The 12,878-nt window shown below is 44.2% G+C and carries 14 protein-coding genes; 4 read left to right on the top strand and 10 right to left on the bottom strand.

The genetic code is table 11. The annotated features are described in order from the left end of the window. Positions 1–18 precede the first annotated feature (18 nt). Genes IE104_RS18510 through IE104_RS18500 form a run of 3 tightly spaced genes read left to right on the top strand, consistent with a single transcriptional unit; the run spans position 19 to position 3,015 of the window. The gene (locus tag IE104_RS18510; protein WP_189421312.1) at positions 19–2,178 is read left to right on the top strand and encodes an ATP-binding protein; all 2,160 of its coding nucleotides are present in this window, start codon (positions 19–21) and stop codon (positions 2,176–2,178) included. Positions 2,179–2,202: 24 nt separating this feature from the next. Next, a complete protein-coding gene (locus IE104_RS18505) occupies positions 2,203–2,565 on the top strand; it encodes a response regulator (protein WP_189421310.1) in 363 nt (120 codons plus the stop codon). Continuing rightward, positions 2,566–3,015, top strand: a complete 450-nt coding sequence (locus IE104_RS18500; protein ID WP_189421308.1) for a chemotaxis protein CheX — start codon at positions 2,566–2,568, stop codon at positions 3,013–3,015. Positions 3,016–3,071: 56 nt separating this feature from the next. Here the strand turns inward: IE104_RS18500 and IE104_RS18495 are convergent, their stop codons facing one another. From IE104_RS18495 to phoB, 9 genes are all read right to left on the bottom strand, one after another. Further along, positions 3,072–3,491 (bottom strand): DUF4124 domain-containing protein, encoded by a 420-nt coding sequence (locus tag IE104_RS18495; RefSeq protein ID WP_189421306.1) that lies wholly within the window; start codon positions 3,489–3,491, stop codon positions 3,072–3,074. A gap of 37 nt (positions 3,492–3,528) precedes the next feature. Beyond that, entirely contained in the window at positions 3,529–4,542 is a 1,014-nt protein-coding gene (locus tag IE104_RS18490) for a threonine dehydratase (RefSeq protein WP_229838164.1), read from the bottom strand. Positions 4,543–4,632: 90 nt separating this feature from the next. Beyond that, positions 4,633–4,845 carry a VF530 family protein gene (locus IE104_RS18485; RefSeq protein ID WP_189421304.1) on the bottom strand — a complete coding sequence of 71 codons (213 nt, stop codon included), beginning with the start codon at positions 4,843–4,845 and terminating at the stop codon, positions 4,633–4,635. Between the two features lie 11 nt (positions 4,846–4,856). Then, positions 4,857–5,408, bottom strand: a complete 552-nt coding sequence (locus IE104_RS18480) for a hypothetical protein (RefSeq protein ID WP_229838163.1) — start codon at positions 5,406–5,408, stop codon at positions 4,857–4,859. Between the two features lie 98 nt (positions 5,409–5,506). Then, positions 5,507–6,688, bottom strand: a complete 1,182-nt coding sequence (locus IE104_RS18475; RefSeq protein WP_189421303.1) for a Bcr/CflA family efflux MFS transporter — start codon at positions 6,686–6,688, stop codon at positions 5,507–5,509. A 136-nt stretch (positions 6,689–6,824) separates the two neighbouring features. Further along, on the bottom strand, positions 6,825–7,241 hold the full coding sequence (locus IE104_RS18470; protein WP_189421301.1) for a group II truncated hemoglobin: 417 nt from the start codon (positions 7,239–7,241) through the stop codon (positions 6,825–6,827). Between the two features lie 33 nt (positions 7,242–7,274). Beyond that, positions 7,275–8,315 carry a glycosyl hydrolase family 18 protein gene (locus IE104_RS18465; RefSeq protein ID WP_189421299.1) on the bottom strand — a complete coding sequence of 347 codons (1,041 nt, stop codon included), beginning with the start codon at positions 8,313–8,315 and terminating at the stop codon, positions 7,275–7,277. 165 nt (positions 8,316–8,480) lie between these two features. Next, positions 8,481–9,785, bottom strand: a complete 1,305-nt coding sequence (phoR, locus tag IE104_RS18460) for a phosphate regulon sensor histidine kinase PhoR (RefSeq protein ID WP_229838162.1) — start codon at positions 9,783–9,785, stop codon at positions 8,481–8,483. A gap of 40 nt (positions 9,786–9,825) precedes the next feature. Then, positions 9,826–10,524 carry a phosphate regulon transcriptional regulator PhoB gene (phoB, locus tag IE104_RS18455; RefSeq protein WP_189421297.1) on the bottom strand — a complete coding sequence of 233 codons (699 nt, stop codon included), beginning with the start codon at positions 10,522–10,524 and terminating at the stop codon, positions 9,826–9,828. 287 nt (positions 10,525–10,811) lie between these two features. Here phoB and IE104_RS18450 point away from each other — a divergent pair, with 287 nt between their 5' ends. Beyond that, a complete protein-coding gene (locus IE104_RS18450; RefSeq protein ID WP_189421295.1) occupies positions 10,812–11,858 on the top strand; it encodes an alpha/beta hydrolase family protein in 1,047 nt (348 codons plus the stop codon). Between the two features lie 85 nt (positions 11,859–11,943). Here the strand turns inward: IE104_RS18450 and IE104_RS18445 are convergent, their stop codons facing one another. Continuing rightward, positions 11,944–12,849, bottom strand: a complete 906-nt coding sequence (locus tag IE104_RS18445) for a polysaccharide deacetylase family protein (RefSeq protein ID WP_229838160.1) — start codon at positions 12,847–12,849, stop codon at positions 11,944–11,946. Positions 12,850–12,878 lie beyond the last annotated feature (29 nt).

Here is a 12,878-nt window from a genome sequence, read left to right as displayed (position 1 = left end):
TATTCGCACGGGTGAACTATGGGCAAGCTTATTCCAGGGAAATTAAATTTTAATTATGGCGAAAGCTTTGGTAAAAAGTATCGCGGAATTTTAATTTCGGTAGCACTGTTTATTTTGCTCGACGCCTCGGTAATGATCCTCAACTTCTACGTTTCCTTTGAAATCTCTGAAGATGCTATTGGTATCAACCTGGCGGGCCGCCAACGTATGTTGAGCCAGCGCATGGCAAAATCACTGTATGCATTGAGCAGCGAATCAAGCGAATCAAAAGAGTTTAATGCTGCTGCATCAGAGTTAAAAACCAGTAAAAATCTTTTTGATGAAACTTTGGTCGCCTTTACCCAGGGCGGTGAAACGCATAACGCCAACAAAGAATTAATTGTATTGCCGCAAGTAAATTCCCAAGCTGGTCAAGCCACCTTGAAAGCGGCGGCGGATGTATGGCTGCCCTACAAATTAGGTGTAGATAGTTTGCTATCTGATATCGATGAAAAACGTGACTATACCGAAAGTTTGGCTAACGCACTCGCCCAAGCTAAAGCAAAAAATATTGTTTTGCTTGGCTATATGAATGATTTAACGATCAATCTAGAGAATGTTGCCTCGTCCAAAGCATCCCGCTTGCGTGTCATTCAAACCGTAGGCATCAGTCTGGCTATTCTCAACTTTCTGTTTATTATGCTGCACTTTTTACGTCAGCTGCGCGATAGCGATTTGGTGCTGGAACAGGCACGTCAAGAGACCACAGAAATTTTACAAACCGTTAACGAGGGTTTATTTCTGGTGGATGAAAATATGATCATAGGAAACCAGCACTCCAAACATCTTGTAGAAATATTGGGTGTAAGCGAAATTGCAGGGCAGAATTTTCAATCTTTATTGGAGAATATGATCAGTGAAAAAGATGCCGAGACGAGCCGGGGATTTATTGAACTTTTATTTGATAAGAAAATTAAGGAAAAATTGATTGGTGATTTAAATCCGCTGAATTTAATCGAAGTTAATATAGCGCAAGCTAGCGGGGGCTTCTTAACCAAACATTTGCAATTCAGTTTTGCGCGTGCGCAGCAAGATGGCGTTATTTCTCATGTGCTTGTAACCGTGCAAGATGTCACAGAAAAAGTCCGTTTGGAAAAAGCCTTGGTAGAGAGCCGTAAACATAGCGAATCGCAAATTGAATTATTAACGAGTTTGTTGCATACCCATCCATCGTTACTGCAAGAATTCATCACTAACAGCTACAACTGTTACAACAAGATAAATAATATTCTGCGCCAACCTGCGAAAACCACGCAGTTAGTAAAAGAAAAGGCTATTAATATTTTTAGGGAAATTCATAACTTCAAAGGTGAAGCCGCTTCCTTGAAATTGGAATATTTTGAAAACCAGGCACACGCTATTGAAGACACCTTGCAGGACATACGTAATAAGCACGACATTACCGGAAATGATTATTTGCCTTTGACGGTACAGTTGGAAAATCTCATTAGCTACACCCAGCAAGTACAACAATTAACGGAAAAGTTAGCGCTCTTTGGTCACTACACCAGCAAAGCTTCCGCATCTGCATCTGAGAAAAAAATTCTTGGTAATCGTCAGCAAGATGGCTGGAGTCACTTAGGAGACTTTGTACAAAATATTGCTCAACGCAATGGCAAACTTGTGCGATTTGTTTCCAGCGGTCTGAACGACATAGCGCTGGATTCCGAATATGCGCAGCAAGTGAAAGAAATCTGTGTACAGCTTTTGCGTAATGCGGTCACCCATGGGATTGAATCGCCAGAAGATCGTGAGCTCACTGAAAAACCTCTTGAAGGCCGAATTGATTTACGCATGGCAAAAATCTCCGACGAGGAAATGGAAATTACGGTGATGGATGACGGCAATGGTTTGGACTACAACGCTATTCGCGAGAAAGCAATTGAATCCGGGCGCTGGGATGAAGATGAAATTGAATCCTGGGGCAACAAACATTTACTCGCACTGATTTTCCACGAAGGCTTTTCAACCGCAAAAGAAATCTCCAAAGACGCCGGACGAGGTGTTGGTATGGAAGCAGTGATGAATCATGTATTGGAACATCGCGGAAAAATCACAGTTTCAAGTCGCCGCGGTCGCCATTGTCGTTTTGTTATTACCTTGCCGATTATTCCTGCGCGTGAAGGACTCGCTGCTTAATTTAATGTTAATGGGGAGCCCTGAATGCTATCACTTATGATTGTCGATGATTCAAATATTATTCGTCGCAAAATAGAACGTTGTAATGATTCTGACAAATTTAATGTTGTGGGTTCTGCTGCAAATGGTGTGGAGGCTCTGGAGCTTTTTCAAAAACTAAGGCCGCGAGTGGTCACTATGGATTTAACCATGCCCGAAATGGATGGTATTGCCTGTATTCAACAATTGGTTGCCATAGACCCGAACATTAGCATTTTAGTGATTTCTGCATTATCAGATAAAGCAACAGGAATTGAAGCTTTGAAAAAAGGGGCGCGCGGGTTTTTGTGTAAACCTTTTAGCGAAGAGCAATTGTTAGAAGCACTTACAGAGTTGACCGAGGATTAAATGTCAGAACAAACCTTGCAAGTATTTATTGACGGTGTAGTGCGGTTTTTTGAGCACACTAACGACAAAAACGTAAAAGTAGGCACACCCTATCTTGTGGAGAATGATAACCCTGCGGCTTATGATGTAACAGGCATCATTGGAATTTCCGGTCCCTATCGCGGCTGTGTTTATTTCACTGCGCCACGTATTTTGTTGAAACATTTACTACTCAGTATTGGCGAAACCGAAACGACTAACGAATACCTATTTGATTTAGTGGGAGAAGTTGCTAATACGATTTCAGGAAATGCACGCAGCACTTTTGGTCACGAATTTATGATTTCAGTACCCGCCATGATTGAAGGCGCGCCAGATCAAATCCATTTACCCAAAAATTTACGCTCTTACGTGATACCCGTGTATTGGAAGGCTTATCATGCGGCCGTTGTTATCTGCTTGGAGGAATAGTTTTTCGCGCTGAAATTAGTTTTATTCGCTTAAATTGTCTTGCAGTTTTAGCCCAACTAACAGTTGGGCTTTTTTGCATCTACACAATTGCAGGCTGCAACATTATTGACACCGGCTGCGCGGGCATCTGAATTTCTACAACGTGCATAACATTTCACGCTGTTTTCATACGCCAGTTTTTGCTGTTCGCACTTAGTCAAGTTTGGGGTGTAATCATCTTGTTGCGTGGGTAATGGGTTTGCGGGTTGCTGTGTATAAGTTTTTCTTTGTGGGGCGGCGGGAGTGACCTTAGTCGCATCCATACTGTTTACTTCTTTCACGTCAAGCACTTTGCTTTGGTTGGCGTATTCTTTAGGGACCTCCTGTCCGAAATGTTTTTTACCCTCTTTATCTACCCAGGAGTAAACTTCGGCATGAGCGAAGCTAAACGCGATAGATAGTAAAAGTGCAATTATTTTTGATGTCAGGTCTTTCATCGTTTCCCCCTCTTTTTTTGTTGTTGCGAGTTAAACTTTAGGTTTTATTGTTAAGTGCATCTATAAAAAGGTCGCGATCAATATTTCCACCGGTAAGCACCACAGCAATCTTACGGCCAAGATTGCGCTGCTTTTCCTGTAATGCAGCTGCCATAGCTGCGGCGCCCGCACCTTCGCTAATATTGTGTGTGCATTCGAAAATGGTTTGGATGGCTGTAGCAATTTCAGCATCGGTCACTTCGACAATGCGGTCAACTTGATTGCAAATAATATCCAGCGCGTCCGGGTTGGGTGTGCGACAGGCCATACCATCGGCAATGCGCGTAGTTACAGGTGATTCTACAAATTGCTTTTGGATAAAAGATTCAGCGTAGGCGCGTGCATGTGCGGAAACTACACCTACAACTTCTGTTTTTAACCCGAGCGCATTGCGAGCTGCCAGCATAGCAGCAACGCCTGATCCAAGGCCGATAGGAACATAAACAATATCAATATTTGCAACGGCGCGGAATAACTCCAAACAATAAGTCGCAACCCCCGCCACTAAAAGACGATGAAAGGACTGCACCATATGCAAGGAATTTTCTTGCGCCAGTTTTTCGGCATATTCTTTTGATTCCTGAAAGTCGTTACCGAATTCAATAAGATTGACGCCGAGCGCCCGCATGGCAGCATTTTTTTCTTTGCTGTTGCCGTGGGGAACAACAATTGTGGCCGGAATGCCATAGCGCTTTGCAGCAAGGCCAACAGATTGACCATGATTGCCACGTGTGGCGGAAATAACACCGGTTATATTTTTTTGCTCTGCGCTTAAGGCAGCAAAATACACCAAGCCGCCGCGAATTTTAAATGCACCAGTAGGCGTATGGTTTTCGTGTTTTACCCAAACCTCTGCGCCAAGTTTTTCGCTCAGCAATGGCCAGCAATATTGCGGTGTGGGTGGCATTGCCGAGTAAACAATTTCAGCGGCTTGTTCAATTTCGTTTAAAGTCGGAAGCATTTTTATATAAACCATGTCCTTAGTAATGTTAACAACGCTGTGCTTTTTCATTTCAGCACAATGACCACAATTCGTCAGTATATATTTGGGCGCTTTCACTATCACCGCAATGAGGGTTAAAAGAATGTGGCCATTTAAATGTTAAAAAGTATTGAGATAAAGTTGTTCTACCTTAGTTCTTGCCCAAGGTGTTTTGCGCAAAAATTTCAAACTGGATTTAACGCTGGGGTCAGACTTGAAGCAGCGGATATTAATCCGGTTTCCCAATTCCTCCCAGCCGTAGTGCTCAGCCAACTGAGTGACAATTTTTTCCAGTGTAAGCCCGTGTAATGGATCTTTGTTCTGTTCGTTCATGGTGGCTCTTATTAATGTTGTACTGCAATCACTTGGGGCGCTGCGGGCGCCGGGCATTTATTCGCTTGCCCATAACCTTTTAAATATGCGCGGCGAATACTGCCAGCGGTGATCGCTGATTTTACCGCGTTGGATTTACGTTCTGCGCCAGATAATTTGCGCACCCAATTACGGAAAGGCACAACTGACTCGGTGGTTCTGCGAATGCTGGAAACGGATTCGGAAACCAGGTTGCGCTCTAATAAGCCTTCACTTTTTTTGATGACAGGTGTATCCAAATCGGCACCCAGTACTTCATTCAGTGCACTGATTTCTTTGCCGATACTATCGCAACTGTTATTAGAGGGTACTGCGTAGGGATTTTTCTGCGCACTGCGCAATACTTCGGGAATAGCTGTTTGAATCAGGTTCAAATCATTTAAAGGTGCTGTTACAGCGGCACCAATTTGTTGTGGCACATCAGGCGAATCCTTTTTTGATTTTTTGTCTTGTGTGCTGCAGGCGCTGACGCTTACTACTAACGCCAGAATTAAAAGATGGTATGTGCCGGATGTTTTTATCATGGGAGTCCTTTTGATTCAGCGGTGTATATCTGTGTTAGACATAATGCCACTTACTCAAAAAGAATCCACGGGTTTTATTCAGGCTTAAGCACCCTGCCTCATTTTTCCAGCATTTGGTTGCGTTGCGATTTAAGTATCCAATATTGGCAAGCGCCAATTCCAATAACTCCGCAGAACATTAGTAACGTAAACGGAATGGGGGTGCCCGTAAAGGTAAGTGCGAGCATAGGGCCGGCCAAGGCACCGCAACCGTAGCGCAATGTACCGGTAACGGCACTGGCGGTGCCGGAATGATCAGGGAATTTAAGCAAGATCATGGCATCGGTATTGGTGCTAATCATGGTCAGGCAACCCATTAAGGGTGCCAGTGTTATCACTGTAAATACCAAGCCAAGTTGCAAGACGTTTACTGTGCATAGCAGTAATGAAAAAACTATAGCGGCTCGCAGCGCCATGCGCACCATATGCGGTGATCCATAGCGAGTGACATAGCGGCTATTAATAAAGTTGGATGTCATCAACAAAATAATATTCACCGCAAATAGCAAACCGAAAAGTTGTTCGCTAGCGCCAAAATATTTTATATATACAAACGGAATTGCCGTGAGGTAACAAAAAAAACTGAAAGAAGAAAAAACGATAGTGGTAATTAACGGGCGAACTTCCCGTCGTGAAAAAACCGTTTTATAGCCTGAGAAAAAGCTAATCGTATTCGCTGTGCTCGAGCGCGGTGGTTCCGGTAAAAATTTCCAAATAAAAAATAGCAGGATGGCTGCGTAAGCAAAGATCACCAGAAAAATCACATGCCATTTACTGAAAAATAAAATCCCACTGCCAATACTCGGTGCCAACAAAGGCGCGAGCATCATAATCAATGACATGTAGGACATACCTTTGGCGGTATGCTCTTGATAAAGATGACGAATAATTCCCGGCACAATGACCGTTGCTGCCGCACCGCAAAATGCTTGCAGCGCACGACCGATTAAAAAACTTTCAATACTATTAGCAAAGGTTAAAAAAAGACTGGCAAGCGCAAAGCCGCCTATACCGAAAAGAGCTAAAGGCCTGCGCCCCCATTTGTCGGCCAAGGGGCCAAACAACAGCATTCCACCGCCGTAAGCGGCTAAAAAAATACTGAGCGATTGCTGCACAGTACCAATATGAGTTTGTAAATCCTGCGCAATAACTGGCATGGCAGGTAAATACATATCCACTGCAAGAGGCGTGATAGCAACCGTAGCTGCCAGCAAAATCATGAGCCAGGGAGATTTATTCATAAATAGGAGATGGACTCATGAAGATATGTAGAAAAGCTCAGTAAGGCTTTATTTTAACCTGTAATGAGTTGTCGCAATGTGCAAAAAACTAGTTTGTTTTGCACGAATTAATAGATATGCGCTGGCTGGAAAATTTTTATTGCGGTTTTTTGGCGACACTAAAGATGCGCTCGGCGGGAATGCGCAATTGTGTCAATAAATAGTCACCAAATTCCGGTGTGTAGTTTTGCTGTCCAATTGCGCGTTGCATGCATAACAGCCAGGCATCGCGCTCGGCCTCGGTGACAACAAGGTGTGAATGATCACGCGGAATATTGATGCCGCCGTATTTGTCGTGATAAAGCTTGGGGCCACCCATCCAACCGCATAAAAATAAAGTGAGCTTATCGCGCGATTCAGTGAGGTCTTGTTTATGCATGGCACGAATCACGGCTGCTTCTGGTAACTCATCCATAAAGTGATAAAAATCATCTACCAATTTACGGATTCCCGCTTCCTCACCGGCGGCTTTAAAGGAGTTGTCAGAAAATCCGTAGAGCGGTGTACTGGTCATGAAAAGGTACCGAAATTACTGAGTTTGCCAAAGCTATTGCGTTGCGCAAAAATTGGGTGAGATTACTTGATTACTGGCGCTGAGCAAGCTGGTGTCATTATCCAGCGTATCTTGCGTTAATTCAAACAGGAATGTTCCCGCCAGCTGTTGGTTGAGGATATATTGGGCTTTTTTCTTAACAAGTTCCGGCGTTTCGAAATATAGATTGCCAATTTTTCCAGAATTAATATTGCCCTGCTGTTGTTTGATTTTTTCGACTATTTGTTTGTGCGCATAGTCTTTATTAATCTGCGTATTTTTTCCGCCGATAAACTCAATACCGTAGGCCGGGAAACCGACGAGCAACTTTTCTTTTTTAAATCCTCTGTCTACAAAAAAATCAATACTATTTTTAAACGTGGAATAATCGGCGTGGTGTTTTACGGGTGATGATTCCCATGCGCCGGTAAAATCGTAAGCCATTAATGCAAGATAATCGACATGCTCTTGAATTTCGGGTAAGTATTGTTCGCCATACCAATAGCCCGCAAAAATATCTGTCGTCAGTGTGATATCTTTGGGAAGCTCTGCGCGTAAGGCTGCAAGTAATTCTACGAGCAAACGGCTTTCAACTGGATCATTGCCACCTTGTTTGTGCGCGGCTTGTTTTGTCCAATATTCCCAATCTATATCAACACCGTCGATGTGATTTGCAGCTACATAAGCTTTTACATTTTGTGTAAATAATTTTAGGCGCTCTTTATCGGCAGCAATTTTTTGGAATGCATCGCCATATCCAACCGCTCCGCCAATGGATATAAATACTTTTTTGTTTTTTTCATGTGCTGCTTTAACAATCGGACCAATAATTTTATCCACATCAGTTGTTTGCAAACTGCCATATGCATTGGGTAGTGCAAAGGTCAATGTGATGTGGGTAAATTTATGCCAGGGAATTGATTCAAGTGGCAATTGATTGGCTGACCAGGTTGGATAGGCAACCACTACAGGCATGCAACGGGTTTGTTTGGCGTCGGTGCAGGCGGTAAGTAGCAGACCTGCGCTTAGGGTAAGGATTAATAGAATAAATTTCACAATCAAAACTCCTTGTGTTCGTTGTATTCCCAGTTGGATATTGGCTAGAAAATATCGCTAGTCATCAAATAGATTTTCGTTAGACGTTTTAAATGCAATTTAGGTTGCACTATGCGCGCTAACGAAAATGTTTGACTGCCGGGATTTTAAGGAGTCTAGTCTGTGTTAATGGTGATGCAAAGGCAACACGCAGGTAAAAGTACTGCCTTTGCCCAGTTCGCTGGTGATTTTTAATTCGCCGTCATGACGCAGGAGGACGTGTTTAACAATGGCCAAGCCCAAGCCTGTGCCGCCGGTGGCACTGTTACGACTGGCGTCTACGCGGTAAAAGCGTTCGGTTAAACGTGGTAAATGTTTACTATCGATGCCGGGGCCATTATCGGTAACCGAAAAATAGATATGTAAATTGTCTTTCCATGCACGCAAATCAATCACACCATTTTCTGGTGTGTATTTCACGGCATTGATCGCAAGGTTAGAGAAGGCGCTGTGAATTTCTTTTTCGTTGGCGTGAATGCTAATCGCCTGGTCACATTGCAAACGAATGGTTTGTTGCTTTTCATTGCCCAAAGCTTCTGCTTCGTTTTTGATGGAAATTAACAGCGGTTCCATCTCCAATTCTTTTTGATTGTGCCCTGCCTCGGTGGTTTCCAATTTTGATAAAACGAGCAAGTCGTTAATCAATAGCGACATGCGTTTGCCTTGCTGCAAAATTTGCTGCAAAGGTTTATCCCACGCGGGCATGCTGTTGTTATCAGAAATGGTTTCAATGTAACCATTGATTACCGTAAGCGGTGTACGCAATTCGTGCGAAACATTGGCCACGAAATCCTGACGCATTTGCTCAAGGTTGTGCACTTGCGTGATATCGCGAATCACAATCAAACGCTCTTGTTGCCCGAAGCGCGTAATCTGGATTTGCAATTGCTTATTGGGGTGGCGTGGCGAAGGTAAATCCAAAGGCTCCGCGTAATCGCCCGTTTCAAAGTAGTGAACGAATTTAGGATCGCGAATAAAATTGATGACCGATAAGCCCTGGTCTTTAGTGCGGAAACCAATCATGCGTTGCGCAGCAGGATTCCAAAAATCCAGATGGCCGCGCCAATCCAAAATGATGATGCCGTCTTTTAAGGCAGACGTAATTTCCTGAATGCGTTTAATAACAGCTTGCAGATTTTCTTTCTCGATTTGTTGCTGGCGTTGCAGGTTGTACATGTTGTCGAAGATTTCACCCCACAAACCGCTCGACTCCGGGGGCGCATCAGTACCTTTGATCAACCATTTGTTGAGGCGATACATTTGGTAAAAGAGCCAGGCGAGATAGAGGCACAGGCCGGTAAACAACAGCCACCACTGCAAGCCAAACAGAACGCCGTAGCCAACGCAAATTACAAAAATAATGAGCAGGCGGCGCAGCTCAATTTTAAAACCGGTCAAAAACAAAAGGTTGGCCTCGCGAGTGTGGAGCAAAAAGCAGCCAGGGCTGCTTTAGTGAAGTCGCATATTATGCTTAAGCTTCTATTTTAGTCGAGAACCTGTAGCCGGTGCCGCGCACGGTCTGCACCAGATCTTCGTGGCCATCAATACTCAGGGCTTTGCGCAAGCGACGGATATGTACGTCTACGGTACGCTCTTCCACATAGACATTGCCTCCCCAAACGTGATCCAGCAACTGGCCACGGGTATAAGCGCGCTCTTGGTGAGTGAGGAAAAATTCCAACAGGCGATATTCAGTCGGGCCCATATCCAGTGATTGGTCATGGATGGTAACGCGGTGGCTGGAAGGATCTAAACACAGACCTTGCACGATAATCGGTTGGCCAGAAATTTTAGGGTCAGCGCGGCGCAATACGGCTTTTAAGCGCGCAACCAATTCACGGGGAGAGAACGGCTTGGTGATGTAATCATCGGCACCGACTTCCAAGCCCTGGATTTTGTTGTCTTCTTCACCCTTCGCGGTGAGCATGATAATCGGGATGTCAGCAGTCACTTCATCGCGCTTTAAACGGCGCGCCAGTTCAATACCGCTGGTGCCGGGCATCATCCAGTCGAGCAAAATCAAATCAGGCTTTTCATCCACAATCAGTGCATGGGCATCCTGCGCATTGCTGGCTTCAATACAATCGTACTCAGCCATTTCCAAGGCTACACGCAACATATCGCGAATAGCGGATTCATCATCGACAATTAAAATTTTACGTCCTGACATAAGGTTCTGCTCTGAAAGACTCACTGGTTTGTGAAACTATTGTTGCAGTCTATTTAATAAAGAGTTTGTTACACATTCGTGACACTTGCACTTATTTTGTCGATAAGCGCCACATTTCTTTCATAAATTTGCCGAAAATACCGGCTTGAGCGGCCGAGGTTCCTTTTTTGAGCTGATGAAGTCTCGTTTAAAAATGATGCTAAGATGAATTCGGCTATGCGGTTATAACAATGAAAAGCCACTGGAATCGGCAAAACCTGACTTTAAATAACAAGGAACATCTGGATATGAAAAAACTACTGACATTTTGCCTTGCTTGCTATTGCTTCGCCCTGCCTGCCTCTGCGATCGAACTCACCGATAAAAACTTCCTCAATGTGAACTCCTGCTTTAGCGGGCCTTTTGCAAGCTTTGATAGCTGGCGAGCGTTCCTCGCCCAACATAAACCCGGCGCCGCCGAGCGCATGGCTAAACCTGAAAACAAACAGGTGGAAGAGGGTTTGCGCAAGATGTTTGAGCATTATCAAAGCGCCGTAGTATGTGAAAACTTTGATTATTTGGTGGATGGCATTTTGGTTCGCGGCTTTTATGTTGCACCCAAACCTGTCGCAACACAGGACAAGGCCTCTGCTAAACAACCCAAACTACCCCTGCTGATTTTTAACCGTGGCGGCAATGGCGATTTCGGCGCTTCGGTATTTGGCTACATTATGATGAATTTCTTCCCCATGGCTGAGCAGGGGTTTGTAGTGATTGGCAGCCAATACCGTGGGTTTATCAAAGGCATTCCCAATTCAGGTGAGGATGAGTTTGGCGGTAAAGACCTGAGCGATGTACTCAAACTGGTGGAGTTGGCAGGTGCATTCCCGCAGGTAGATAGCAAGAAAATCGGCATGTATGGTTTTAGCCGTGGCAGCATGATGACCTATATGGCGGCCAAACAATCACCTAAAATTTCGGCCATAGCCGTGGCTGGTGGAGTGGTTGATCTCGCGGCGGAATTAAAATTTCGGGCAGAAATGGAAAATGTCTACAAAGACCGAATTCCTAACTATGCCATCCAAAAAGAACAGGCTTTAGCAGAGCGCTCGGCGCTTTTATGGGCAGATAAAATTCCCAAATCCACACACATTTTGTTGTTGCACGGTGGTAACGACGAGCGGGTTGATGTAGCCAACGCAAAAGCAATGGATAAAAAACTTACCGAGCTTAAGCATCCGCACAAGCTTGTTATTTATGAAGGCGATAACCATTCGATTGGAAATCATCGCAAAGAAATGCAGGATGAATTGGTGGCTTGGTTTAAAGATAATTTGACGAACAAAAAGCCTTAAGAGAATTGCTATTTCCGCGCACACTGAATTTGTCGAAATTTAAATCTTCGATTAACTCAGTGTGAGCGATACGGTTTTCAACAAATTACTCAAACACTTTCCGCGCTTTAAACAAAGCTTCTAAATATTCCATATTTTCTGATTCATGGCGCAAATCAGTTTCGGGAACTCCTTTATTCGCTGCGATGCCTGCAACCCTACCCTGTTTGTGAAAAACCTTTTGTTTGGCGATGGGGTCTTTGTACGCATCTTGCGGAGAAATAATTTTCCAACCTTTGCTGCGCAAACGCGCAATTAAATCAGGTAAGAAAAGTGTGGCAGCATCATTTTCATGAAGTAAAAGTACATGTCGTGGGGAGCGCTTTAAGGTTTTTTGGGCGATAGCATCGTAAAACTCAATTGATTGCTCCAGAGTGTCTACATAAAGCGCGCTGGCTTTTTTGTAGTCGATAGTTTTCTTTTCTTCCGCAGCCTTGGCCAAAATTCCGCTGATCGCCCAATCAAAATTATCCACGGTCACATAGCCATCCTTGTAACCCAATTCGCCCAAACCGGCTTGCAACTTTTCAACCGCGCTAGCATCCGCACCGTAATTCAAATAGGGAAAACGATGAAAAGGCAGGCGATTATCAAAATCTTTGAGAATGAGATGTGCTTTGTAGGCATCACTCAAATAATCATTCACGCCCAATTTGGCTGCCGACGAATGGCTGTGGCTGTGATTGGCGAGATGAAAACCCGCTTGCGTGTATTGATGAAGGCGGTTTTTGTTTTGCTCGGTAATATTGTTGGTTGTGACGAAAAAAAGTGCATCGGGAACCTTGGCATCCTGCAAAAATTTTATGAGCTTGTTGGTGCGTTCCGCGCCCGTCATGAGTGCGCTGTCCCCCAAGGGCGCATCGTCAAACGTCAGTGCAATTTCACGCGCGGACGTTTGCATTGCTGCACACAAACACAATGTTGCCAACGAAAAACGAATCAACAAACTCATAAATATCCTTACTTTAAAAATCAGTTATG

It is taken from the genome of Cellvibrio zantedeschiae (assembly GCF_014652535.1).
Lineage (GTDB): Bacteria > Pseudomonadota > Gammaproteobacteria > Pseudomonadales > Cellvibrionaceae > Cellvibrio > Cellvibrio zantedeschiae.
This window is presented reverse-complemented; position numbering and strand designations above follow the sequence as displayed.